This is a genomic window from Pseudomonas sp. S4_EA_1b (assembly GCF_016307435.1).
GTDB classification, from domain to species: Bacteria; Pseudomonadota; Gammaproteobacteria; order Pseudomonadales; family Pseudomonadaceae; genus Aquipseudomonas; species Aquipseudomonas rhodesiae.
On record NZ_JAEILC010000078.1, the window covers coordinates 15,206 to 40,044 of the forward strand.

General features: G+C 60.4%; 24 protein-coding genes. 12 read left to right on the plus strand and 12 right to left on the minus strand.

Annotated features, from left to right (window positions below):
• The first annotated feature begins 7 nt into the window (after window positions 1-7).
• The gene (locus YA0848_RS22920; RefSeq protein WP_169903272.1) at window positions 8-3,643 is read left to right on the plus strand and encodes a transporter substrate-binding domain-containing protein; all 3,636 of its coding nucleotides are present in this window, start codon (window positions 8-10) and stop codon (window positions 3,641-3,643) included.
• Window positions 3,644-3,668: 25 nt separating this feature from the next.
• On the opposite strand, the gene YA0848_RS22925 is transcribed toward YA0848_RS22920, so the two are convergent.
• Together YA0848_RS22925 and YA0848_RS22930 are read right to left on the minus strand one after the other, a co-directional pair.
• A complete protein-coding gene (locus YA0848_RS22925; protein ID WP_034096608.1) occupies window positions 3,669-4,151 on the minus strand; it encodes a GAF domain-containing protein in 483 nt (160 codons plus the stop codon).
• A complete protein-coding gene (locus YA0848_RS22930) occupies window positions 4,148-5,038 on the minus strand; it encodes an ATP-binding protein (protein WP_034096607.1) in 891 nt (296 codons plus the stop codon). The genes YA0848_RS22925 and YA0848_RS22930 overlap by 4 nt, the downstream gene beginning before the upstream one ends.
• Window positions 5,039-5,201: 163 nt before the next feature.
• Between YA0848_RS22930 and YA0848_RS22935 the strand changes: the two genes are divergently transcribed.
• On the plus strand, window positions 5,202-7,511 hold the full coding sequence (locus YA0848_RS22935; RefSeq protein WP_169903273.1) for a response regulator: 2,310 nt from the start codon (window positions 5,202-5,204) through the stop codon (window positions 7,509-7,511).
• Here the strand turns inward: YA0848_RS22935 and YA0848_RS22940 are convergent.
• The 3 genes from YA0848_RS22940 to msrB all read right to left on the minus strand — a co-directional run bounded on the left by YA0848_RS22940 (window position 7,465) and on the right by msrB (window position 8,981).
• Window positions 7,465-7,956: a MarR family winged helix-turn-helix transcriptional regulator gene (locus YA0848_RS22940; RefSeq protein WP_034112662.1), complete on the minus strand. Its 492-nt coding sequence runs from the start codon at window positions 7,954-7,956 to the stop codon at window positions 7,465-7,467. The genes YA0848_RS22935 and YA0848_RS22940 overlap by 47 nt on opposite strands.
• Complete coding sequence (locus tag YA0848_RS22945) at window positions 7,953-8,438, minus strand: glutathione peroxidase (protein ID WP_034096604.1); 486 nt, start codon at window positions 8,436-8,438, stop codon at window positions 7,953-7,955. The genes YA0848_RS22940 and YA0848_RS22945 overlap by 4 nt, the downstream gene beginning before the upstream one ends.
• A gap of 150 nt (window positions 8,439-8,588) precedes the next feature.
• Window positions 8,589-8,981 (minus strand): peptide-methionine (R)-S-oxide reductase MsrB, encoded by a 393-nt coding sequence (gene msrB, locus YA0848_RS22950; protein ID WP_034096603.1) that lies wholly within the window; start codon window positions 8,979-8,981, stop codon window positions 8,589-8,591.
• A 202-nt stretch (window positions 8,982-9,183) separates the two neighbouring features.
• Here msrB and YA0848_RS22955 point away from each other — a divergent pair, with 202 nt between their 5' ends.
• Both YA0848_RS22955 and htpX read left to right on the plus strand, forming a co-directional pair.
• A complete protein-coding gene (locus YA0848_RS22955; protein WP_034096602.1) occupies window positions 9,184-10,395 on the plus strand; it encodes a pyridoxal phosphate-dependent aminotransferase in 1,212 nt (403 codons plus the stop codon).
• 303 nt (window positions 10,396-10,698) lie between these two features.
• Complete coding sequence (htpX, locus tag YA0848_RS22960; protein WP_034096601.1) at window positions 10,699-11,586, plus strand: protease HtpX; 888 nt, start codon at window positions 10,699-10,701, stop codon at window positions 11,584-11,586.
• Window positions 11,587-11,648: 62 nt separating this feature from the next.
• Here htpX and YA0848_RS22965 read toward each other — a convergent pair whose 3' ends face one another.
• Window positions 11,649-12,305, minus strand: a complete 657-nt coding sequence (locus YA0848_RS22965) for a thiopurine S-methyltransferase (RefSeq protein ID WP_169903274.1) — start codon at window positions 12,303-12,305, stop codon at window positions 11,649-11,651.
• A 103-nt stretch (window positions 12,306-12,408) separates the two neighbouring features.
• On the opposite strand from YA0848_RS22965, the gene YA0848_RS22970 reads away from it, so the two are divergent.
• Window positions 12,409-13,176: a DODA-type extradiol aromatic ring-opening family dioxygenase gene (locus tag YA0848_RS22970; protein WP_169903275.1), complete on the plus strand. Its 768-nt coding sequence runs from the start codon at window positions 12,409-12,411 to the stop codon at window positions 13,174-13,176.
• A gap of 74 nt (window positions 13,177-13,250) precedes the next feature.
• Here the strand turns inward: YA0848_RS22970 and YA0848_RS22975 are convergent, their stop codons facing one another.
• Window positions 13,251-14,924: a DEAD/DEAH box helicase gene (locus tag YA0848_RS22975; RefSeq protein ID WP_014717677.1), complete on the minus strand. Its 1,674-nt coding sequence runs from the start codon at window positions 14,922-14,924 to the stop codon at window positions 13,251-13,253.
• A gap of 111 nt (window positions 14,925-15,035) precedes the next feature.
• Here YA0848_RS22975 and YA0848_RS36140 point away from each other — a divergent pair, with 111 nt between their 5' ends.
• Window positions 15,036-15,302 (plus strand): hypothetical protein, encoded by a 267-nt coding sequence (locus tag YA0848_RS36140; protein ID WP_219730070.1) that lies wholly within the window; start codon window positions 15,036-15,038, stop codon window positions 15,300-15,302.
• Window positions 15,303-15,410: 108 nt separating this feature from the next.
• On the opposite strand, the gene YA0848_RS22985 is transcribed toward YA0848_RS36140, so the two are convergent.
• Entirely contained in the window at window positions 15,411-16,166 is a 756-nt protein-coding gene (locus tag YA0848_RS22985) for a spermidine synthase (protein ID WP_034096598.1), read from the minus strand.
• A gap of 124 nt (window positions 16,167-16,290) precedes the next feature.
• On the opposite strand from YA0848_RS22985, the gene YA0848_RS22990 reads away from it, so the two are divergent.
• Window positions 16,291-17,637: a class II 3-deoxy-7-phosphoheptulonate synthase gene (locus tag YA0848_RS22990; RefSeq protein WP_034096597.1), complete on the plus strand. Its 1,347-nt coding sequence runs from the start codon at window positions 16,291-16,293 to the stop codon at window positions 17,635-17,637.
• Between the two features lie 102 nt (window positions 17,638-17,739).
• On the opposite strand, the gene YA0848_RS22995 is transcribed toward YA0848_RS22990, so the two are convergent.
• Both YA0848_RS22995 and YA0848_RS23000 read right to left on the minus strand, forming a co-directional pair.
• Window positions 17,740-18,969 (minus strand): winged helix-turn-helix domain-containing protein, encoded by a 1,230-nt coding sequence (locus YA0848_RS22995; RefSeq protein WP_169903276.1) that lies wholly within the window; start codon window positions 18,967-18,969, stop codon window positions 17,740-17,742.
• 45 nt (window positions 18,970-19,014) lie between these two features.
• On the minus strand, window positions 19,015-19,221 hold the full coding sequence (locus YA0848_RS23000) for a DUF1127 domain-containing protein (RefSeq protein WP_034096595.1): 207 nt from the start codon (window positions 19,219-19,221) through the stop codon (window positions 19,015-19,017).
• 70 nt (window positions 19,222-19,291) lie between these two features.
• Between YA0848_RS23000 and YA0848_RS23005 the strand changes: the two genes are divergently transcribed.
• Window positions 19,292-20,173: a LysR family transcriptional regulator gene (locus YA0848_RS23005; RefSeq protein ID WP_034096594.1), complete on the plus strand. Its 882-nt coding sequence runs from the start codon at window positions 19,292-19,294 to the stop codon at window positions 20,171-20,173.
• On the opposite strand, the gene YA0848_RS23010 is transcribed toward YA0848_RS23005, so the two are convergent.
• Window positions 20,163-20,912 (minus strand): sulfite exporter TauE/SafE family protein, encoded by a 750-nt coding sequence (locus tag YA0848_RS23010; RefSeq protein ID WP_034112589.1) that lies wholly within the window; start codon window positions 20,910-20,912, stop codon window positions 20,163-20,165. The genes YA0848_RS23005 and YA0848_RS23010 overlap by 11 nt on opposite strands.
• 108 nt (window positions 20,913-21,020) lie before the next feature.
• On the opposite strand from YA0848_RS23010, the gene YA0848_RS23015 reads away from it, so the two are divergent.
• The 4 genes from YA0848_RS23015 (at window position 21,021) to YA0848_RS23030 (ending at window position 24,194) form a co-directional block, all read left to right on the plus strand.
• Complete coding sequence (locus tag YA0848_RS23015; protein ID WP_034096592.1) at window positions 21,021-21,971, plus strand: LysR family transcriptional regulator; 951 nt, start codon at window positions 21,021-21,023, stop codon at window positions 21,969-21,971.
• A 78-nt stretch (window positions 21,972-22,049) separates the two neighbouring features.
• Window positions 22,050-22,502: a MarR family winged helix-turn-helix transcriptional regulator gene (locus YA0848_RS23020; protein WP_099313099.1), complete on the plus strand. Its 453-nt coding sequence runs from the start codon at window positions 22,050-22,052 to the stop codon at window positions 22,500-22,502.
• Window positions 22,503-22,730: 228 nt separating this feature from the next.
• Window positions 22,731-23,150: an organic hydroperoxide resistance protein gene (locus YA0848_RS23025; RefSeq protein WP_034096590.1), complete on the plus strand. Its 420-nt coding sequence runs from the start codon at window positions 22,731-22,733 to the stop codon at window positions 23,148-23,150.
• A 27-nt stretch (window positions 23,151-23,177) separates the two neighbouring features.
• On the plus strand, window positions 23,178-24,194 hold the full coding sequence (locus tag YA0848_RS23030) for an alpha/beta hydrolase (RefSeq protein ID WP_034112584.1): 1,017 nt from the start codon (window positions 23,178-23,180) through the stop codon (window positions 24,192-24,194).
• A 63-nt stretch (window positions 24,195-24,257) separates the two neighbouring features.
• On the opposite strand, the gene YA0848_RS23035 is transcribed toward YA0848_RS23030, so the two are convergent.
• Entirely contained in the window at window positions 24,258-24,830 is a 573-nt protein-coding gene (locus YA0848_RS23035; RefSeq protein WP_003172723.1) for an elongation factor P, read from the minus strand.
• Window positions 24,831-24,839 lie beyond the last annotated feature (9 nt).

The following is a 24,839-nucleotide window of genomic DNA, read 5'->3' on the forward strand; positions in this document are numbered from 1 at the left end:
AAAGCGGATGCCCAGGCGTATAAAGGACTATCTGATTTTATTGAGTGCCGGTTTGTGCTTCAGCATTGCCGTGCCTGCCGCCCCTCCAACGGGCCCGGAATATTTCAATTTATTGAGTCGTGCAGGCTCGGTACAACTGGAAACCCACCTGAACAAGGCTCAACGCCAATGGCTGCAGAACAAACGCGAACTGGTACTGGGCACTGCGGCCCCTGACTACCCCCCTTTTGATCTCACCTCCAGCGGCCGCGATTACGAGGGCCTCACCGCCGACTACGCCGGGCTGCTGGCCAAGGCGCTGGCATTGCCGATCAAAGTGGTGCGCTACCCCTCCCGAGAGGCGGCCATTCGCGCCCTTGAGTCCGGGGAGATCGACTTGCTGGGCTCTTCCAACGGGTTCGAAGCCGCCAACCCCAACCTCACCCTGTCAGAACCCTACGCGGTGGATCAACCGGTGCTGGTCACCCGCGAGGGCGAAACGCGCAGCCTCAGCGAGGGCTTGGCGGGGATGCGCCTGGCCCTGGTCTATCACTACTTGCCTCTGAGCGAAGTGGAAAAGCTCTACCCCAACGCGGTCATCCGCGCCTATCCCTCTTACCAGAATGCGTTGAATGCAGTGGCATTCGAACAGGCGGACGTGTTTCTCGGCGATACCATTTCCACCCATTACCTGATCAACAAGGGCTACCTGAAGAACGTGCGCATGGCCAATTTCGGTAAGCACGAAGCCTACGGCTTCAGCTTTGCCCTGCCGCAGCACCAGCACATCCTGCTGAGCATCGTCGACTCCGTCCTGATGGCTGTGCCCATCTCCGAGCGAGAAACCATTGCCAAGCGCTGGAGTGCCGGCAGTGACATTCTGTTGACCGATCAGAAGCTGCAACTGACCCCGCGCGAGGAGCGTTGGCTGAAAGACAACCCAGTGGTCAAAGTCATCGCGAACGAAACCTTCGCACCGCTGACATTCTTCGATGCAGACGGCAACTTCCGCGGCATCACCGCCGACCTGCTGGAACTGATTCGCCTGCGCACCGGCTTACGCTTCGAGATCCAGCGCGGACGCAATGTGAACGAGATGATCGAGCAGGTGGAGGCCGGCGAAGCAGATGTCATCGGCGCGATCGCCCCCAGCCTGCAACGCGAAGGACAGTTGAACTTTACCCGCCCCTACCTGGAAAACTCCTACGTCATGTTGACGCGCAAGGAAGACCAGGCGCCCACCAGTCTGGAGCAAATGGCTGGCAAACGCGTGGCGGTAACTCAAGGCAGCCCGCCGATCAAATTCCTGCGCGAGCACTTTCCGCAGATTCAACTGGTAGAAACGGGGGACACGTTCAAGGCAACCGAACTCCTTGCACAAGGCCATGTGGAGGGTGCGGTCAATACCCTGGTGGTCGCCAACTATTTCCTGTCTTCACCGATATTCCAAGATAAGGTCCAGACCAGTTTCAGCATTGGCACCACGCCGGCCACCTTTGCCTTGGCAACGTCCCGGGGGGCCACCGAACTCAGCTCGATTCTCGACAAGGCTCTGCTCAGCATCGCTCCGGACGAGCTGGGGGTGATCAACAGTCGCTGGCGCGGCTATACCGCCGCCTCCGACAGCTACTGGCGCAATTATCATCAATTGATTGCGCGCATCATCATCGGCACCGGCCTGTTGCTGCTGATTTCCCTGACCTGGAACGCCTACATGCAGCGCCAGATCAAGCACCGCAAAATGGCTGAGCGCGCTCTCAATGACCAGTTCGAATTCATGCGCGCCCTGGTCAACGAAACGCCGCACCCAATTTACGTGCGCGACCGCAAGGGCCTGCTGCAGACCTGCAACGACAGTTACCTGCAGGCGTTCGACGTCAAGCGCGAAGAGGTGATCGGCAGGAGTGCGATGCAGATCAGCACCGCCATGGCGGAAGAGGCCGCGCAATACCACGCCGATTATCAGCGTGTGGTGGCTGAGGGCAACCCGCTGATCCTGGATCGCGCCCTGCACATACGCGGTAAAAAACTCACGATCTATCACTGGATCTTGCCGTATCGCGATTCCGTCGGCGAAGTCCAGGGCATCATCGGCGGCTGGATCGACATCAGCGAGCGACGCCAATTGTTCGACGAACTGCGTGCCGCCAAAGAACGTGCGGACGAGGCCAATCGCGCCAAAAGTACGTTCCTGGCGACCATGAGCCATGAAATCCGCACGCCCATGAACGCAGTGATCGGCATGCTCGAATTGACGCTCAAGCGCGCGGACCAGGGCCACCTCGACCGCCCCGCCATCGAAGTGGCCTATAACTCGGCCAAGGACTTGCTGGAGTTGATCGGCGACATCCTCGATATCGCGCGGATCGAATCCGGCCGCCTGAGCCTGGCGCCGGAACGTGTAAACCTGCGGGAAGTGATCGAATCGGTGGTACGTGTGTTCGACGGCCTGGCCCGCCAGAAAACCCTCAGCCTGATACTGGAGTTCAAGACTGACCTGGACGACACCGAAGTGTTGATCGACCCGCTGCGCTTCAAGCAGGTGCTGTCGAACCTGATCAGTAACGCGATCAAGTTCACCGAGCGCGGTCAGGTCAAAATCAAGGTGGACGTGCTGCCCACCGATCTTGCCCAGCAAGTCGAGATGAAACTGGTAGTGGAAGACACCGGCATCGGCATCAGCCGCGACGATCAGATGCGCTTGTTCGAACCCTTTGCCCAAGCCGACAACTCTGGGCAACTGGCCAGGAGCGGCGCCGGCCTGGGTTTGGTGATCTGCCGCAGCCTGTGCGCCATGATGGGCGGGCAATTGAGCCTGAGCAGCGTGCCCATGGTCGGCACCCAGGTGCACGTGAACCTCAAGATGACACGCCTGCAGCCTGAGCTGGCCGAGGACGAACACCAACCCGAAAGGCCGACCACCGCGCCAGTGCTCAATGTGCTGGTGGTGGACGATCATCCGGCGAACCGCCTGTTGATGTGCCAGCAACTCGGCTATCTAGGCCATCAGTTCACCGCAGCGCAAAACGGCGCGGCGGGTTTCCAGGCCTGGCGTCAGGAGCGTTTCGACCTGGTGATCGCCGACTGCAATATGCCCATCATGAATGGCTATGAACTGAGTCGTTCGATCCGCGAATACGAACAGCGTGAAGGCCTGACGCCCTGTGTGGTACTGGGCTTTACCGCCAACGCCCAACCCGAGGAGAAGCAACGTTGCGCACAGGCAGGCATGAACGATTGCCTGTTCAAGCCCATCAGCCTCACGGCTCTGGAACGGCATTTGGCGCAGATCGGCACGCACCCTGCCGACCAGATCCTAGACCTCGGTAATTTCGAGGCCCTGACCGGCGGCGATCCACAGATGAGCCGACGCCTGCTGGAAGAACTGCTCAACAGCAGCCGCCAGGACCGTCAGGAGCTGATCGCCCTGATGAACGCGCAGGCCTCCTATGAGCAGATCACCGAACAGGCCCACAAGATCAAGGGCGCCGCCCGCATCGTTCAGGCCAATGCGCTGGCGTCACAGTGTGAAACCCTCGAACAGGCCTGCGGCCGCGGCGATGATCGGCCTTCGATCGACGCCGGTGTGAAGGCCCTCGAAAAGCTGATGCTGGAGTTGGAGAGGATGCTGCAAGTGCAGCTTCACGCGCTGGATAACCCATAAGGGGGCGGGTCCGCCCCCTCTGGCATCAGCAGTCGGTCAAGCGCAGAAAAATCGCCGCCAATTGCTCGATGCCCTGCTGGTCCTGTTGGGTAAAACGGGCCATCAAAGGGCTGTCGAGGTCAAGAACACCAATCAATTGGCCGTTCTTGACCAGCGGGACCACCAGCTCACTGTTGGAGGCGCTGTCACAGGCAATATGCCCAGGGAAGGCATGCACATCCTCGACGCGCTGGGTTTGGCGCGAGGCTGCTGCTGCACCGCAGACGCCCTTCCCGAACGGAATACGCACACAGGCGATCTGCCCCTGGAACGGGCCGAGCACCAGTTCTTCATTGCGATTGAGGTAAAAACCAGCCCAGTTCAAGTCATCCAGTTGGTTGAACAGGAACGCAGAAAACTGGGCACTGTTGGCGATAAAGTCGCGCTCATCGGCTAACAGCGACTCCAGCTGCGCGCAGAGCATGGCATAGCCATCCAGGCCTGTACCGGCGTGTTGCAAATCGATCATGGTTGACGCTCCAACAATTTGAGGCCCACCCAGTAACGGGCGAATTGATACGCGCAACGTCCGTTGCGGTTGCCGCGCCCGGTGGCCCAGCGCACGGCGAGAATATCGAGCGCTTCGTCACGCTGCCATTGCAAACCGGCTTTGCTGGCCAGTTCGCCGATCCAATGCTCCACCACATCCAGGAAATGTTCCTGGGTGAACGGGTAGAACGACAGCCACAAGCCAAAGCGGTCGGACAAGGCAATCTTGTCCTCCACGGCTTCGCTGGGGTGCAGTTCGCCGTCCACGCGCTTCCAGTTATCGTTGTCGCTCTGGTTTTCCGGCACCAAATGGCGACGGTTGGAGGTGGCATAGAGCAGCACATTTTCCGGCGCCTGTTCTAGGGAACCGTCCAGCACGCTTTTAAGCACGCGGTAGTCGCCCTCTCCGGCCTCGAACGACAGATCATCACAGAACAGGATAAAGCGCTGCGGCAGTTTGAGCAGTTGCTCGACTACACGTGGCAGATCGGCCAAGTGATCACGCTCGATTTCGATCAGGCGCAAACCGGCGTTGGCATGCTGGGCCAGCAGGGCACGCACCATGGACGACTTGCCGGTGCCGCGCGAACCCCACAGCAGCGCATGGTTGGCGGGCAGGCCGTCGAGAAACTGCTGAGTATTGCGCGCCAGTTGCTCGCGCTGCTTGTCGACGCCGATCAAGTCGGACAGGCGCATGTCCAGACTGACCTCCAGCGGCAACAGAAACCCGGTGCGCCCCTCGCGTTGCCAGCGCGCGGCCAGGCACTGGTTCCAGTCGATGGCCTGTCGGGGCGCTGGCAGCAGGGGTTCCAGGCGGGCAAGTACTGCATCGGCCCGCTCAAGAAAGGCATTCAATCGAGAATCCACGATTATTCCTCTGGCAAGTTCTTGCAAAAGATGGCGTATTGGCAACCCTGCGACAGACCGCAAGGGGCTGCGTATAAAACGATTCATGCCGGGCAGGCCAGAGCCTGTGGATGTTCAGCTATGCTTGCCGGGCGAAGGGAAACGTGAAGTGGTTCAACACTCGATGGATATCAAGTTCGCCCACCGCTTGTCTTATAAACAAGCCCGATTGACTGTGCTGGTCGGTTTCGTCTTGGGAACCTTGCTCAGTCTGATCCAAATCGGCATTGATTATGCCAGCGAAGACGCATCCATCAACCGTGAAATTCGCTCGCTGATCGAAATCAGCCATAACCCGGCATCGCGTATTGCCTACAACATCGACGCCGAGCTGGCGCAGGAACTGACCTTGGGCCTGCTGCACTCCCCCGCCATCATTCGCGCGCAGTTGATCGACAACAACGGCCTGGTGCTGGCCGATGTAAAACGGCCGCGCAAGGAAAGCACCTACCGCGCCCTCAGCGACCTGATGTTTGGCGCCAATCGCCAATTTGAGGACCGGCTCTACCTGAGCCATATGCCCAACGACTCACTGGGTGTGCTGCGTCTGGACGTCGATACCTACGCTTTCGGCAGCCGCTTCCTGCGGCGCGCCGAGATCACACTGCTCAATGGCTTTGTGCGCAGCCTGCTGCTGACCGGCATCCTGTTGGGGCTGTTCTATGTGATGCTGACCAAACCACTGGTACGCATCATTGGCGAATTGAGCACGCGCAAACACACGCGTCTGGACTGCCCGCCCGGGCACGAAAATGACGAAATCGGCGTACTGGTCACCGTGGCCAACCAGCAATTCGAAAACATGCAGACTGAAATCCAGCAGCGCCGCCACGCCGAAGACCGGCTGACCGAATACCTGGGCCAACTGGAAGATATCGTCTCCGCTCGTACCCTGGAACTCAAGGCCAGTAACCAGCGGCTGAGCCAGTCCAACGACGAGTTGGAGGCGGCCAAAATGCATGCCCTGGGCATGGCTCAGGCCCGCGCGGCGTTCCTGGCGAACATGAGCCACGAAATCCGCACCCCGCTCAACGGCTTGCTGGGCATGATCGCGCTGTCGCTGGACAGCAGCTTGAACGCCGAGCAGCGTCAGCAACTGTCCATCGCCCACGATTCGGGCAAAGTGCTGGTGGAGTTGCTCAACGATATCCTCGACCTGTCCAAATTCGATGCCGGCCAGTTGGAACTGGAGCGCATTCCATTCGATTTGGGCGCGCTGGTGGAAGACACCGCCAACCTGCTGTCGCAGAACGCCGCGCCTAGCGTAGAGCTGACCTGCCTGATCGACCCGAGGTTTCCGGCCCAAGTGCTGGGCGACCCGACGCGCGTGCGGCAGATCGTCAGCAACTTGCTGTCCAACGCCCTCAAGTTCACCCGCTTCGGGCGCGTAGATGTGCGTCTCAGCGTTCAGGAGGGCAAGGTCCACATTGAAGTCTGCGACACCGGCATCGGCATCGCGCAGGAAGCTCAGGTAAAAATTTTCCAACCGTTTACCCAGGCCGGCGCCGGCATCACTCGCCAGTTTGGCGGTACGGGCCTGGGCCTGGCACTGACGCGAAACCTGTGTGAAGCCATGCAGGGGCGCTTGAGCATCAGCTCGGAGGTCGGCTTTGGCAGCCAATTCTGCGCCGAGCTGCCGCTGCCGTCACATTTGCCGGCGGTGCAGCCGCCGCCGCTCAGCGGTGATGTGATCGCCATCACCAATGCCAGCAGCGGCCTCACGGAACTACTGACCACGCTCCTGCCCTACTGGGGGCTGACGCCGCGCTGTTACGCCCAGGACCATGATTTGAGCGGAGAAACCCCGGACCTGCTGATCACTGACTGCCCGGAGTGCCTGTTCCGACTGCGGCCGGGCATTACCGCACCGATTCTGGTGGTAACGGCGTACGGCAACTTTATGCCCAGCGAAGAAGTGGCCGCACTCGCGCCGTTGCAGCAACAGGCCCGCCCCTTGAGCCGCAACGCGCTGTATCAGATTCTGCGACGCACCTTGCGCAGCGATGGGCACCTGATCCTCGATCCGATCCAAGTGGAAGCCTCGCCTGTAGCGCACCGCGCGCGCATCCTGTTGGTGGAGGACAATCCGGTCAACCAACTGGTGGCCAAGGGCATGCTCAGCAAGCTGGGCTGTGAGGTGGTCGTGGCCGGCCACGGTGGCGAAGCGCTTAAGTGCCTGGAAGAGCAACACTTCGACATGGTGCTGATGGATTGCAATATGCCGGTGATGGATGGCTACGAGGCCAGTCGGCAGATCCGCAGCAGTGGACGCTGGCCGGACCTGCCGATCGTGGCGTTGACCGCCAATGCTATGTCCGAAGAACGCGAACGCTGCCGCGCAGCCGGGATGAACGACTACCTGGCCAAGCCTTTCCGTCGCGAAGAACTCAATGCCCTGCTGGATCTGTGGGTGCCGAAGACGACAGCGCTCTGATCTGCCCCAGCAATTGGTCCAGGCCATCGCGCAGGTCGTCCGCCTGGTTCAGGTCGATGCCGCTGTCGCACAACAGTCGCGTCTTCACCTGGTAAGTCCGCTCGCGCAGATGCACGCCGGCCTCACTCAAGCTCAAATGCACTTCCCGCTCATCCCGGGTACTGCGCCGCCGCTGCACCCAAGCCAGTTGCTCAAGACGTTTGAGCAACGGCGTGAGGGTGCCCGAGTCGAGCATCAGACGGTCCCCCAGCGCCTTGACCGTAGGCTGCGCCGGAGGGGCGTCATGCCACTCCCACAGCACCAGCATCACCAGGTATTGCGGGTAGGTCAGGCCCAATGGATCCAGCATCGGCTTGTAGGCACGGGTTACCGCCCGCGAAGCCGCGTAGAGCTTGAAACACAATTGGTTGTCCAGGGCCAGGGACACAACGGGTGGGTTAGTCATTTGAGCAGGGCTTCGATCTCTTGGGTCAAGTCCTGAGGTTTGGTGGTCGGGCCGAAGCGCTTGACCACCTGACCATTGCGACCGATCAGGAACTTGGTGAAGTTCCATTTGATGCCCTTGGAACCCAGCAAACCGGGGGCCTGCTGTTTCAATTGCACAAATAAAGGATGGGCATCGCTGCCATTGACGTCGATTTTCTTGAACAGCGGAAAGCTGACACCGTAGTTCAGCTCACAGAATTCTGAAATCGCCCCTTCGTCACCCGGCTCCTGCTTGCCGAACTGGTTGCAGGGGAACCCCAATACCACCAGCCCCTGATCCTTGTACTGTTGCCAGAGTTGCTCAAGGCCCTTGTACTGCGGGGTGAAGCCGCATTTGCTGGCGGTGTTGACCACCAGCACGGCCTTGCCGGCGAAATCGGCCAAGGTCTTTTGCTCACCCTTGATGGTGGTGCAGGGAATACTCAGCAGGTTGTCGCTCATGGCTGTGCCTCGTGTCGGGGGAAGAGCCCACAACATAGCGAGCGATTCAATTGCACACAACTTAATTGAGCGCATTGATCATGCTCGATCACGTTTATGACTGGGAGCGAGCCATCTCGTCACTCACTCCCGACGCGCTACCTACTCACTTCAACGAGGCACCAGATCCAGGCACACCGAATTGATGCAGTAGCGCAAACCGGTCGGTGGCGGACCATCGGGGAACACATGCCCCAGGTGCGCATCGCACTTGGCGCAGGTGACTTCGGTACGGATCATGCCGTGGCTGACGTCCCGAATCTCGATCATGGCGCTGTCGGCGATCGGCTCGTAGAAGCTGGGCCAGCCGCAGCCCGAGTCAAACTTGGCCTTGGAATCGAACAGCGGCTCATTGCAGCAAATGCAGTGGTACACGCCGTCCGTTTTGGTGTCGTTGTACTTGCCGCTGAAAGGTCGCTCGGTACCTTTGAGGCGACATACGTTGTACTGCTCCGGATCGAGCATCGCTTTCCATTCTTCAACGGTTTTCTGCAACTTATCCATCGGTACACCTCGGCAACTGAAAAACCCTGATCTGTGTCTTTTCCATGGATCAGGCGGCACGTATGATTGCGCCTCTTCAAAACGCCAGTCTGGCACCCGCGCTACCGGCATTCAAACGTATTTCTGGGTGCGGGCCTCGCAGCCTTCACAGTACGGTAGTGCCCACACCGTCTGGATCGTTCATTTTCAGGATCACATCGCCATGCAGGTCAGCAAATCGAACAAGCTCGCCAACGTCTGCTACGACATTCGCGGCCCAGTGCTCAAGCACGCCAAACGCCTGGAAGAGGAAGGCCATCGCATCCTCAAGCTGAACATTGGCAACCCGGCGCCGTTTGGTTTCGAAGCGCCGGACGAAATCCTCCAAGACGTGATCCGCAACCTGCCCACCGCCCAAGGCTACAGCGACTCCAAAGGCCTGTTCAGCGCGCGCAAGGCGGTGATGCAGTACTACCAGCAGAAGCAGGTGGAAGGCGTTGGCATCGAGGACATCTACCTGGGCAACGGCGTGTCCGAGCTGATCGTGATGTCCATGCAGGCCTTGCTCAACAACGGCGACGAAGTGCTGGTACCTGCGCCTGATTACCCATTGTGGACCGCCGCCGTGACCCTGGCCGGCGGCCACCCCGTTCACTACCTGTGTGACGAAGGCGCCGACTGGTTTCCGGACCTGGCCGACATCAAGGCCAAGATCACCCCGAACACCAAGGCGCTGGTGATCATCAACCCGAACAACCCTACCGGCGCGGTGTATTCCAAGGAAGTGCTGCTGGGCATGCTCGAACTGGCGCGCCAGCACAACCTGGTGGTGTTCTCCGACGAAATCTACGACAAGATCCTGTACGACGATGCCGTACATGTGTGCACCGCCTCCCTGGCGCCGGACCTGTTGTGCCTGACCTTCAACGGCCTGTCCAAGTCCTACCGCGTGGCGGGTTTCCGCTCCGGTTGGATCGCCATCTCCGGCCCCAAGCACAACGCCCAGAGCTACATTGAAGGCATCGACATACTGGCCAATATGCGCCTGTGTGCCAACGTACCGAGCCAGCATGCGATCCAGACCGCCCTGGGCGGCTATCAAAGCATCAACGACCTGGTGCTGCCACAAGGCCGGCTGCTGGAACAGCGCAACCGCACCTGGGAGCTGCTCAACGCCATCCCCGGCGTCAGTTGCGTCAAACCCATGGGCGCGCTGTACGCCTTCCCACGGATCGATCCGAAAGTCTGCCCGATTCTCAACGACGAGAAATTCGTGCTCGACCTGCTGCTATCGGAAAAACTGCTGGTCGTACAGGGCACGGCATTCAACTGGCCATGGCCGGATCACTTCCGCGTCGTCACCTTGCCGCGCGTGGATGACTTGGAGATGGCCATCGGTCGTATCGGCAACTTCCTGAAGTCTTATCGCCAGTAGTGAAACGTAGCTGTACGGCCGAGATCCGGTCGTACAGCGAGCATCTGGCAACACTTCTATTCCGCCACCCTCCCTACTTACTACGTTAACCTCTCATTTGCCCCCATCCCCCTATAATCATGGGGAAATACGGCAACTAAGGACAGATATCGAGCGGTGTTTCATGTGGGAAAATCCCTTCAAGGCTCTACATTCATGCTGTAGGACACAGTTTGAAATAGTCGCTCGGTTGAATAGCCCCATGGCGCACCTTATATACCCCGCAGTACGCAACATATTAAGCATGAGGAGAACTCTACAACCATGATGCGCATCCTGCTGTTTTTGGCCACTAACCTGGCGGTCGTGCTGATTGCCAGTGTCACCCTGAGCCTTTTTGGCTTCAATGGGTTCATGGCGGCCAATGGGGTTGACCTGAACCTCAATCAGCTGCTGATTTTCTGTGCGGTCTTTGGTTTTGCCGGCTCGCTCTTCTCGCTGTTCATCTCCAAGTGGATGGCGAAGATGAGTACCAGCACCCAGGTCATCACTCAGCCCCGTACCCGCCACGAACAATGGTTACTGCAAACCGTTGAACAGCTGTCCCGCGAGGCGGGCATCAAGATGCCTGAAGTCGGAATTTTCCCGGCCTATGAAGCCAACGCCTTCGCGACCGGCTGGAACAAGAACGACGCGCTCGTTGCCGTGAGTCAGGGCATGCTCGAACGCTTCTCGTACGATGAAGTGAAGGCCGTGCTGGCCCACGAGATCGGCCACGTGGCCAACGGTGACATGGTCACCCTCGCACTGGTCCAGGGCGTGGTGAACACCTTCGTGATGTTCTTCGCACGGATCATCGGTAACTTCGTCGACAAGGTGATCTTCAAGAACGAAGAAGGCCGTGGCATTGCCTACTTCGTGGCGACCATCTTCGCGGAAGTGGTACTCGGCTTCCTGGCCAGCGCCATCGTGATGTGGTTCTCGCGCAAACGCGAATTCCGCGCGGACGAAGCCGGTGCACGCCTGGCCGGCACCGGGGCGATGATCGCAGCGCTGCAACACCTGCGCTCCGAACAGGGCCTGCCGGTGCATATGCCGGACAGCCTGACCGCCTTCGGCATCAACGGCGGCATCAAACAGGGCCTGGCTCGCATGTTTATGAGCCACCCACCGCTGGAAGAGCGCATCGACGCCTTGCGTCGTCGCGGCTGACGGCAACCGGCAATACCGAAAAGGGGCGATCTGACTGATCGCCCCTTTTTAGTGGGCGCGATTTACACCCTGGTCAGTCGGTATGCGCGTTCGTCCAGGCGCGGCACGCCGTCCTGCACGAATTTCCAGCTCTCGCCCAGAATGTCTTGCTCCTCCAGCACTTGCAGCGTCCAGTGCGACGCGAGCAACACCCTCACCTCATCCTGCGTGACCGCAAAGGGCGGACCGGCTTTCAGCGCCTGGTCGTAATCCAAGGTGATCAACAGGCCCTCACAGCCCGCACGCAGGCAACGATTCAAGTGCGCTGCATAACGTGCCCGCATCAACGGCGGCAAAGCGATCAACGCGGCACGGTCATACAACGCAGCGCAGTCGGCCAACACCTCGGCGTCCAATGCAAAGAAGTCACCGCACCACACCTCGATCAACGCAGCCTGATACACCGTGAACGCACCATGCTGATGAATTCGCGGGTGCAGCCCCTGCTCACTGAAGAACGTCTGCACAGCCTGTTCCGATAGCTCCACCCCAAGCACCCGATGCCCCAGACTGGCCAGCCATATCAGGTCCAGGCTCTTGCCGCACAGCGTCACCAACACCTGAGCGCCGTGAGCCAGGGCCAGTGAGGGCCAATGCCGCAGCAAATAAGGATTGATGTCGGACTGATGAAAGCCGATCTGGTTGGTCGCCCAACGGTCATGCCAAAACTCAGGTTCCATGGATCACCCCAAAAATTCGATCAAATACTGCTAAAACTTATATTAGATTTAGATCAATGATCTGATTGAAGATGGGCCCATGTTAACGCTCAGGACCCTTCAAATGCTCCCTAGCCTGTTTATCTCCCATGGCTCGCCCATGCTGGCCCTGCAACCTGGCGCCAGCGGTCCTGCCCTGCAGCGCCTCGCCGCGCAATTGCCCAGACCGAAGGCCATTGTAGTTGTGTCGGCCCACTGGGAAAGCGAGGAATTACTGGTCAGCGGCAGTGCCGCCCCGCAAACCTGGCACGACTTCGGCGGTTTTCCCCGCGAGCTGTTCGCCGTGCAGTACCCGGCGCCAGGGGACCCGCAGTTGGCCAGCGAAGTTGTCGCATTGCTCCACGCCGACGGCTTGAATGCGAGAGTCGATGAGCGCCGCCCTTTTGATCATGGCACTTGGGTGCCGCTCTCGCTGATGTACCCGGCAGCCGACATTCCCGTGGTGCAAGTTTCCCTTCCCAGTCGTATGGGCCCTGCCCTGCAAACTCGCATTGGCCACGCCCTTGCGGGCCTGCGCAGCCAAGGCGTGTTGCTGATCGGTTCCGGCAGCATCACCCATAACCTGGGTGAACTGGACTGGCACGCGGGACCGGAGAGCACCGAGCCCTGGGCGCGGGAGTTCCGCGATTGGGTGGTGGATAAACTGGCGGCCAATGATGAAGCGGCCCTGCATGACTACCGTCGCCAGGCGCCCTATGCCGTGCGCAGCCATCCGAGCGACGAACACCTGTTACCGTTGTTCTTCGCGCGTGGCGCCGGCGGCACGTTTGGTGTGGCGCACCAAGGCTTCACGATGGGCGCGCTCGGCATGGACATCTACCGATTCGACTAACTGTAAAATCAGGCAAAAAAATCCCCGAACCAGTCGGGGATTTTTTATTTTCGATCAATCAGCCCAAGGGCCGATCAATCTTCGCGGTAGCGACGCAGCTTCAGCTGCTTACCGGCAACGCGAGTGTCTTTCAGCTTGGCCAGCAGTTTTTCCAGACCGTCTTCCGGCAGCTCCACCAGGGAGAAGCTGTCACGGACCTGAATGCGACCGATAGCCTCACGCGCCAGGCCACCCTCGTTGAGGATAGCGCCCAGCAGGTTCTTGGCAGCGATACCGTCACGCGCACCCAGCGCGGTACGGCAACGGGCACGGCCTTCGGCCAATGGCACCGGAGCGCGACGCTCACGATCACCACGGTCCGGACGGTCGCCGGAACGCTCTGGACGATCACCGCGCGGGGCGCTGTTCGGAACCAGTGGGCGTTCTTTCTCGATGGCGGCCAGGGTCAGGGCCTGACCGTTGGTGGCCTTGCGCAGCAGTGCGGCGGCCAGAGCACGCGGGGTGCAACCGATATCGGCGGTCAGGCGGTCCAGCAAGTCGCCGTGGGTCGATTCAGCGTCAGCCACCAGGGGTGCCAGGCTGTTGGTCAGTTTCTTGATGCGGGCATCGAGAACGGCCTGGGCATCCGGCAGGCGTACTTCGGCCACCTTCTGACCGGTCACACGCTCGATCACTTGCAGCATGCGGCGCTCACGCGGCGTCACCAGCAGCAAGGCACGACCTTCGCGACCGGCACGGCCGGTACGGCCGATACGGTGAACGTAGGATTCCGGATCGTACGGCATGTCAACGTTGAACACGTGGGTGATACGTGGAACGTCAAGGCCGCGAGCAGCAACGTCGGTCGCCACAACGATGTCCAGACGGCCATCCTTGAGGGAGTCGATCACGCGCTCACGTTGGTTCTGGGCGATGTCACCGTTCAGCGCAGCGGCTTTGTAGCCTTTGGCTTCCAGGGCACTGGCCAGGTCCAGGGTCGCTTGCTTGGTGCGCACGAACATGATCAGGGCGTCGAAGTCTTCGACTTCCAGCAGGCTCAATACAGCCGAGGTCTTCTGGTCAGCGTGAACCAACAGGTGAGCCTGTTCGATCGCGGTAACGGTCTGAGTCTTGGTCTGGATCTTCACGTGCTCCGGATCGCGCAGGTGGCGTTCGGCAATGGCACGGATCGACTGAGGCAGCGTGGCCGAGAACAGTACGGTCTGACGGGTGGCTGGCAGAGCCTTGAAGATGACTTCCAGATCGTCCATGAAGCCCAGCTTCAACATTTCGTCAGCTTCGTCGAGAACCAAGTGGTTCACGGTCGACAGGACTTTCTCGTCACGACGCAGGTGGTCGCACAGACGGCCCGGGGTGGCGACAACGATCTGTGCGCCATTACGGATGGCTTTCAGTTGTGGGCCCATCGGCGCGCCGCCGTAAACGGCCACAACGGTTACACCAGGCATTTGCTTGGCGTAGGTTTCAAAAGCGGTTGCTACTTGCAGCGCCAACTCACGGGTTGGCGCCAGGATCAGGGCTTGCGGTTCGCGCTTGGCAGGATCGATGCAATGCAGGATAGGCAGGGCAAACGCGGCGGTTTTACCGGTACCGGTTTGCGCCTGGCCAATCATGTCCTTACCGGCCATGATGATTGGGATCGATTGCTGCTGAATAGCCGAAGGTTCTTCGTAGCCGGTCGCTGCGACGGCTGCAAGAATGTTCGGATTAAGATTAAAAGCGGCGAAGCCGCCGGTTTCCTGGGTCATGGGTCTGCCTCTGAGTGCATCCGCAAAGACCCATGCTCCAAAGCTGCGCATGCCGTGTTGAGACTCAAGAGTCGCCCTGGCTGCTTTGTCGGCGGGGATTTGCGAAAACGAATGAATGAAAAAGATTCGTCAAGGGAGAGTCCGCTGTGCGGACGTGCAGCCGAAGCTGACTTCGGGGAATTGCGCTACCTAAACGCGGCCCGGTTAAAGGCCGGCGCGCACTATACCGGAAATAGCCGAAAAAGGGAGCTTTTTTTATCGGCGGCCGCCGATAAACGCGCGGCTGCAACGCTTTTAAAAACCAAATCGATCGGGTTTGTTTTTACAAAGGCCCGGCCCCGCAGGCTAACGCGCTTAAACGTTTCACTTAACTTTTAAGACCCTTTGGTTTGAAACCTGCCCGTTACCGGACGAATTCAGCAAGAGAATGATCCCCCACCGGGGCCACCTTCCCCCACAAGAGCGCGGACGGGCGCGCTCAGCCTACTAAGTGGCCGACCTAATCGCCTTGATCAGTGGCTGCAACGAGTAGCCCAGTTGCGCTGCCAGTGCTTCGGCACGAGCCGAAAGTGCGTGCAGGTCGAGCTCTTGATCCAACTCCGACGGCACCAACAGGATGACGTTGCCCTCCTTCACCGGCAATTCCCAGTAATGCCGGTGATACAAACCGCGCAGCAACGCCGCGCCCAACGGTTTGCCATCGTCGGTGGCCCACTGGTTGATTACCAACCAGCCGCCGGGGTTGAGTTTCTTCTGGCAGTTCTCCAGGAAAGCCCAGGCCAGGTGCCCGACGCCGGGGCCCACATCGGTATACAGGTCGACGAACACCAGATCGGCCGGTTCGGCGCTTTCCAGCAACTCCAGGGCATCGCCGATGCGGATATACAGGCGCGGATCGTCGTCCAAGCCCATGTATTCGATGGCCAGGCGCGGCACGTCGGGGCGCAGTTCGATGGCTTCGACATCCTCCAATGGCAGGAACTTGAGGCATGCCTGGGTCAGCGTACCGGCGCCCAGGCCAAGGAACAGCGCGCTCTCGGGCTGCTCGTGGCACAACGCGCCGATCAGCATGGCGCGGGTGTAGTCGTACTCCAGCCAGCTCGGGTCGGCGGTGAACACACAGCTTTGCTCGATGGCATCGCCGAATTCGAGAAACCGGTAGTCGGCCACTTCGAGCACTCGGATCATGCCGAAGTCATCATGGACCTCGGCCAGCACGCGCTCGACACGCTCCTCTGTCATCACTGCTCCTAAAGGGTTTACCGCTGGGCAAAGGCGCGATTGTCGGCCAACCGGCGGCAACAGGTCACGCACTAATTGCTGATAACATTGGCGCCCGACCGTCAATCAGCCAATCGAGTTCAAGATGAGCCAACCGTGGAGCCCCGAGAGCTGGCGCGCCCTGCCGATCCAGCAACAACCCCAGTACCCGGATGCAGCGCACCTGTTGCAAGTGGAGCAAAGCCTGGCCAGCTATCCGCCGCTGGTGTTCGCCGGGGAAGCCCGCGAGTTGCGCCGTCAGTTTGCCGAAGTGACCCAAGGCCGCGCCTTCCTGTTGCAGGGCGGTGACTGCGCCGAAAGTTTTGCCGAGTTCTCCGCCGCGAAAATCCGCGACACCTTCAAGGTGCTACTGCAGATGGCCATCGTGATGACCTTCGCTGCCGGTTGCCCGGTGGTGAAAGTCGGGCGTATGGCCGGTCAATTCGCCAAGCCGCGCTCGGCCAACGATGAAACCATCGATGGCATCACCCTGCCCGCCTACCGAGGCGATATCGTCAACGGCATCGGTTTCGACGAGAAAAGCCGCGTGCCGGACCCGGAGCGGCTGCTGCAGTCCTACCACCAGTCCACCGCCACCCTCAACCTGCTGCGCGCCTTCGCCCAGGGCGGGTTTGCCGACCTGCACCAAGTGCACAAGTGGAACCTGGACTTCATCGCCAACTCCGCGCTGGCCGACAAATACAGCCAACTGGCCGACCGCATCGACGAAACCCTGGCGTTCATGCGCGCCTGCGGCATGGACAGTTCGCCGCAACTGCGCGAGACCAGCTTCTTCACCGCCCACGAAGCGCTGCTGCTCAATTACGAACAAGCCTTCGTTCGCCGTGACAGCCTGACCAACGATTACTACGACTGCTCGGCCCATATGCTGTGGATCGGCGACCGTACCCGTCAGTTGGACGGCGCCCACGTCGAGTTCCTGCGCGGGGTGAACAACCCGATCGGTGTCAAGGTCGGCCCAAGCATGGACCCGGACGATCTGATCCGCCTGATCGACATCCTCAACCCGGACAACGACCCCGGCCGCCTCAACCTGATTGCGCGCATGGGCGCCGGCAAGGTCGGCGACCACCTGCCCAATCTGATCCGCGCCGTGCAGCGCGAGGGCAAACAAGTGCTGTGGAGTTCCGACCCGATGCACGGCAACACCATCAAGGCCAGCAGCGGCTACAAGACCCGGGATTTTGCGCAGATCCTGGCGGAGGTGAAGGCGTTCTTCCAGGTGCATCAGGCCGAGGGCACCTATGCCGGCGGGATTCATATCGAGATGACCGGGCAGAACGTCACCGAATGCATCGGCGGCGCCCGGCCGATCACCGAGGATGGTTTGTCGGACCGCTACCACACCCACTGCGACCCACGGATGAATGCCGATCAGTCGCTGGAGCTGGCGTTTCTGATTGCCGAGACGTTGAAGCAGGTCAAACGCTGAGACTGGGCTGACGCCCTCGTGGGCAAGCCCACTCCCACAGGGAATGCATTGCAATCAAACCCTGCATTCCAATGTAGGAGTGGGCTTGCCCACGATGAGGCCCTAACGGCCAACATCCAAGCCGATCATCGCGCTGCGCAATCGATCGGCACTGGGCCTTTGGCAATTGAGCTGTACCTGTTGCAACCCCAGCCAGTCGGCCATCTGACGCAAATTCACGGCCAACGCCCGCATCCCCTCCTCGTCCAGACCTGGCGCTTCTTCGTGCACTGCATGCACCGCCAGGCGTGAGTAGGCGCGTTCGGCGCGCAGGTCAACCCGCGCGGCGATGCGTTCATTGTGCAGAAACGGCAGCACGTAGTAGCCGTACACGCGCTTATGTTGCGGCGTGTAGATCTCCAAGCGGTAGCGGAAGTCGAACAGACGCTCGGTGCGGCTGCGCTCCCAGATCAGCGAATCGAACGGCGACAGCAAGGCACTGGCCGGTACTTTGCGCGGCACGGTTGGGGCTGGCAGGCAGTACGCCGGTTGCTTCCAATCCTGCACCCGACAACTGAGCAACTGGCCCGCTTCCACCAGTTCGGCAAGGCGAATGCGGCTGTCGGCGGGGTCCAGACGAAAGTAATCGCGCAGGTCTTTTTCAGTACCTACCCCCAGCGCGGTGGCGCTATGCAACAACAGGCCACGTTGCGCCTCGGCCTCACTCACCTGGGTGTTCAGGATGGCGTCGGGGATCACCCGATCAGGCAAATCGTAGAGGCGCTCGAACCCACGCCGACCGGCAACGGTGACCAGGCCCGCAGCAAACAGCCATTCCAGCGCGTGCTTTTCGTCACTCCAGTCCCACCACGGGCCGGCGCGCTCCTCGCGGGTCGACAGACTGCCAGCACCCAGCGCACCCTGTTGTTCCACCGTCTTCAGCACGCGCTGGATAACGGCTTGCTGTTCGCGGCCAAAGCGCGCCATCTGCGCATAAATGCCCTGCCCCTGCTGAGCCCGTGCCATGCGCCAGCGCAGCAATGGATACAACGCCATGGGCAGCAATGAGGCTTCGTGCCCCCAATATTCGAACAGCGACCGTCGCCGCCCCTGGCTCCAGGCGGCGTGCTCCAGCAACGCCGGTGAGTACTGGCCTAGCCTGGAAAACAACGGCAGGTAATGGGAACGCACCAGCGCATTGACCGAGTCGATCTGCAACACCCCGAGTCGCTCGATCAAGCGATTGACATGGGTGGCCTTGACCAACGCCGGCGGCTGACGCCCGGAAAACCCTTGGGCTGCCAGCGCCAGGCGTCGCGCTTGTTTGAGGGAGAAACACAGGTCGGCAGGCATGGCAGTCTCCGTGAGGGCTCGCCGCCTACCCTACTGCATCCATGGTTATTTTCGCAGCGGGTCCTGCCAGAAATGCTGATGACGCTCGCGCTCCACATCGGCGCGGTTGAGGCCGATGTCCTTCAATGCGTCATCGCTCAAGCTCGCCAGCAACCGACGCTCCTGATGCAGTACCTGCCAACGGCTCATCACCTGAAATAGCCCGGCAAACGGGCGTTTCGCCAACAGCACAAAACCTTTCTGACCTTTCATCTCGTCACCCTCCCTTGGGGATGACGCCAGTGTGTGCTTGGCCCTATGATCAATCCAACGAATGTTTCTTATGCAATCCATCTCGGAGATTGATCAATTGTCCGGTTACCCAAGCATTGATACGGACGTGCTGCGCACCTTCGTCGCCATCGCCGATCACGGCGGGTTCACCCGCGCTGGAGAGTTGGTCAACCGCACGCAGTCGGCGGTGAGCATGCAGATGAAACGCCTGGAGGAAGACGTGCTGCAGCGCAAACTGTTCGAGCGCGATGGCCGCCAAGTGCGGTTGACGCCAGAGGGCCAGGTGTTGCTGGGGTATGCGCGACGCATCCTCAAGCTGCACAGCGAAGTGTTCAACACCTTGCGCGAGCCGCATATGGTGGGGCTGGTGCGCATCGGCACGCCGGACGACTACGTAATGCGTTTCCTGCCGGGCATTCTCAAGCCGTTTTCCAAGGCATACCCGTTGATCCAGATCGAGATGCACTGCGAGTCGTCCACGGTGTTGATGCAGCGCCGGGACCTGGCATTGACCGTGGTCAGCCGCGAGCCGGGCCATGAAATCGGCGAGCTGCTGCGTACCGAACGCATGGTGTGGGCGGCATCGCCGTGCTTTTGCGTGGACGAACATGATGCGCTGCCGCTGGCGGTCTCCGGCACCGATTGCGTCTATACCCAATGGACCTGCGCCGCGCTGGAGGCGGCCGGACGGGACTACCGCCTGGCGTATCACAGCTCCAACGTCGCGGCGATCCAGGCGGTAGTGAATGCCGGGCTGGCGGTGATGATCTGCATGGAAAGCCTGGTGACCGAGGAACTGCGCGTACTCGGCAGCGACGAAGGCTTCCCGCCGCTGCCGTCGATGAACCTGCACCTGTTACGCAACGCCAACATGACCTCGCCGATCACCGAGTGCCTGGCCGATTACATCCGCGAGGGCTTCAGACTTTAAACGTCAGCATCACCGCGCACACCACCAGGAAGGCGCAGAACAGGCCGCGCAGCAGGCGTTCCGGCATGGCATGGGCGACCTTCACGCCCCAACTGATGCTGAGCAGGCCGCCGATGGCCAGCGGCAAGCCGATCATCCAGTCCACTTCGTGGTGCCAGGCGTAGGTCACCAGGGTCACGCCAGTGCTGGGCAGCGCCAGCGCCAGGGATAATCCTTGGGCGACCACCTGCGTGGTGCCGAACACGCTGGTCAGCACCGGCGTGGCGACCACGGCGCCGCCCACTCCGAACAAGCCCCCCATGGACCCGGAAGCCGCGCCCAGCACGCCAAGCCAAGGCCAGCCGTAGCGCATCTGCGCCGTGGCTGGTGCGTTGCGCGTGAACATTCGCACCAGGTTGTAGGCCGACAGCACCAGCAAAAACACGATAAAGCCGATGCGCATCGCTCCGGCATCCAGGCCGACCGCCCAGATCGATCCCAGCCAAGCGAAGATAAATCCCATTACGCCCAAGGGTAAGGCGTGGCGTAATTCGATGCGATTGCGCTGGTGATAGCGCCACAGCGCCAGCATCACATTGGGCACCACCATGACCAGCGCGGTGCCCTGGGCAATCTGTTGATCCAGGCCGAACAGCACGCCGAGCACCGGGATAGCAATCAGCCCACCGCCAATGCCGAACAACCCGCCGACCGTGCCGAGGGCTGCGCCCAAGACCAGATAAATCGCTAAATCCAACACCGCGCATTACTCCACCAACCCAAGACCTCGCATGCTACGCAGTCGCGCCTGGCGCGGAAACGCACAGCAACGCACAATGGCTGTGCCAATCTCGCACAAGCAGCCGCCATGAACCCGAACATCTTGACCGACCAACTGAGCCTGTTTCTCGACGTATTGGAGACCGGCAGCTTCTCCGCCGCGGCGCGTCGCCATCCGCTGACGCCGTCGGCCGTGGCCCGGCGTATCGACAGCCTGGAAAATTCGGTGGGCAGTCGTCTGTTCCAGCGCAGCACCCACGCGGTGGTGCCGACACCGGCGGGCCTGGCTTTTGCCGAACGGGCGCGGCGAATTGTCAGCGAGCTGCAACTGGCAAGAGCCGAAGCGGTGTCCCTAAGCCATGCGCCGGAAGGCTTGATTCGGGTGGATGCGCCGGCCGCTTTTGGGCGACGCCACCTGGCACCGGTGATTGCCGACTTCCTCAACGTATACCCCGGGCTGGATGTGCACCTGCATCTGATCGATAGCTTCGTGGACATGCAGGGCGCGCACCTGGGCAAAGTCGATCTGGTGTTGCGCGCCGGGCATATCGTCGATACGCGGCTGATCGCCACCCCATTGGCCAGCATCGTGCGCATCGCCTGCGCCAGCCCGGCCTATCTGAAAAGCCGCGGCACGCCGACCCATCCTCGGGAACTGAGCGACCACGATGGCTTGGACTGGGACGGACTGGCGCCTATGTTTGCCTGGCGCTTCGAGCTGGATGGGCGCCGCGCCACCTACCGCCCGCAGCGCATCCGCATGAGCGCCAATAACGCCGAAGCCTTGCTTTGCGGAGCGCTCGCCGGGCTGGGTATCGCCCATCTGCCGACATGGTTGGCCAGTGAGTACCTAGTGCGCGGCGAACTGTTACCGCTGTTTTGCGAAAACGGTTTGCCCAGTCCGGAAACCACCGGGATCTACGCCTTGCGCCTGGAGCAACAACCCAACGCCCGCAGTCGTCTGCTGCTCGAATACTTGAAAACGCGTTTCAGCCCAGTGCCACCGTGGGATCTGGCACTGCAGAGCGGCTTGATCTGACCGTTAGGGCAGAATTACCTGGCGCATTAAAGATTTGCCCGCTAGATTCCAGAGCAGACACGTTTTTAAGGCGCCACCATGAGCAAGAACCCTGCCCCCTGCGAATCCCTGATGCTGGACAACCAGCTGTGTTTCGCCCTGCATTCCACCTCACTGCTGATGACCAAGGTCTACAAGCCGCTGCTGCAAGCGCTGGGCCTGACCTACCCGCAGTACCTGGCCATGATGGTGTTGTGGGAAGAGGACGGTTTAACCGTCGGTGAAATCAGTAGCCGACTGTTGACCGATCCCGGCTCCCTCACTCCCCTGCTCAAGCGTCTGGAAGCCGAAGATCTGCTCAGCCGCACCCGCAGCCGCGAAGACGAGCGCGTGGTGGTGGTGGAGTTGACCGATGCTGGCCGCGCCTTGCAAGCCAAGGCCATGGGGATCCCTCAATGCATTCTCGGCGCCAGCGGTCTGGAGCTGGACCAATTGCGCAAGCTGCAAGCGGATCTGCTCGCGTTGCGCGGCAACTTGCAAAACGCGATCTGAACACAGTAAAGACGTGGGGGGGGGCTTGCCCCCGATTGCGGCAGCTCGGTCAAAAATTTGTCGACTGATAAACCGCCATCGGGGGCAAGCCCCCTCCCACAGCGATTTAGAGCGGGACGAAAATATTTTTAACTTTTATCTTGCGCGCTAAACATTAGCGCTATACATTTGCCCTCACCAACTACTTAGCGCACAAAACTTTAGCGCTAAAAAAACGAGGGTTCCACCATGCAAACGCTCTATACCGCAGTAGCCACCGCCACCGGCGGCCGTGATGGTCGCGCTGTTTCCAGCGATAACATCCTCGACGTCAAGCTCTCCACCCCGAAAGAACTCGGCGGTGCCGGCGGCCAGGCCACCAACCCGGAACAACTGTTCGCCGCCGGTTACTCGGCCTGCTTTATCGGCGCACTGAAATTCGTTGCTAGCCAGACCAAACGCAAAATCCCGGATAACGCCGCGATCACCGCTCACGTCGGTATCGGCCAGATCCCCGGCGGTTTCGGCTTGGATATCGACCTGCACATCGGCCTGCCAGGCCTGAGCCAGGCGGATGCGCAAAGCCTGGTCGACGCCGCTCACCAGGTCTGCCCGTATTCCAACGCCACCCGTGGCAACGTCGATGTACGTCTGCATGTAACCGTCTGATCAACTCTGTCGCCTAAGGAGAAGCACATGAACACCATTGGTAAAGCACTCACCGGCACCCTGCTCGCCCTGTCCATCGGCAGCGCCTTCGCGGCGACCGGCGAGGTGGAGCACAACACCCAGGCTTTTCTGGATGCGTTGAATGCCGGTACCGGCAAACCCATCGAACAACTGACGCCGAAAGACGCCCGTGCGGTGCTGGCCGGCGCTCAGGCGGGGGTGAAGCTGACGCTGCCCCAGGCGGACGTGAGCCACAAGACCATCCAGGTCGATGGCCAGCCGCTGGAGCTGACCATCGTGCGTCCAGCCGGGGTCAAGGGCACATTGCCGGTGTTTATGTTCTTCCACGGTGGCGGCTGGGTGCTGGGGGATTACCCTACCCATGAACGCTTGGTACGGGATCTGGTGGCGGGTTCGGGAGCGGCGGCAGTGTTCGTCAACTACACGCCTTCACCCGAGGCCCATTACCCGGTGGCGATCAATCAGGCCTATGCCGCCACGAAGTGGGTGGCCGAGCATGGCAAAGAGATCAACGTCGACGGCAAGCGCCTGGCGGTGGCCGGTAACAGCGTCGGCGGCAACATGGCCGCAGTGGTCAGCCTGATGGCCAAAGACAAGGGTACGCCGGCAATCAAGTTCCAGTTGCTGTTATGGCCGGTAACGGACGCCAACTTCGAGACAGCGTCCTACAACCAGTACGCCGAAGGGCACTTCCTTACCAAAAATATGATGAAGTGGTTCTGGGACAACTACACCACCGACGCCGAGCAACGCGCCGAGATCTACGCCTCACCGCTGCGCGCCACCACCGCGCAACTCAAGGGTCTACCACCAGCAATGGTGCAGACCGCCGGCGCCGACGTGCTGCGCGACGAAGGCGAGGCGTATGCGCGCAAACTGGACGAGGCCGGCGTGCCGGTGACGGCGGTGCGTTACAACGGCATGATCCACGACTACGGGTTGCTTAACGTGGTCAGCCAAGTGCCGGCGGTGCGTTCGGCCCTGTTGCAGGCGTCCGATGAGCTCAAGCAACACCTGAAGTAACCCACCGCCCACGAAAAAGCCCGACGCTAGGTCGGGCTTTTTTTCGTATCGGCGAAGCCAGAATTACTTCTTGGCGCGACCTTTGTACGAACCACCTTCACGGGTGTCGATTTCGATCAGGTCGTCGATTTCGATGAAATCGGCTACTTGCAGTTCGGTGCCGTTGCTCAGCTTGGCAGGCTTCATCACCTTGCCGGAAGTGTCGCCACGGGCGGAACCTTCGGTGTAGGCAACCTTACGCACGATAGTGGTCGGCAGCTCTACGGAAACCAGGCGCTCTTCGAAGAAAATCGCTTCGCAGACGTCTTCCATGCCTTCTTCGATGAACGGCAGAACGGCTTCGATATCTTCAGCGTTCAGCTCGTACATGGTGTAGTCGGTGGTGTCCATGAACGTGTAGGTGTCGCCGCTGATGAAGGACAGGGTCGCTTCTTTGCGGTCGAGGATCACGTCGTCCAGTTTGTCGTCGGCGCTGTAGACGATCTCGGTCTTGTAACCGGTCAGCAGGTTCTTCAGCTTGGTCTTCATGATTGCGCTGTTACGACCAGACTTGGTGAACTCAGCTTTCTGAACCAGCCAAGGGTCGTTTTCGAGACGGATCACTGTACCGGGTTTCAGTTCTTTACCAGTTTTCATTACGTATAT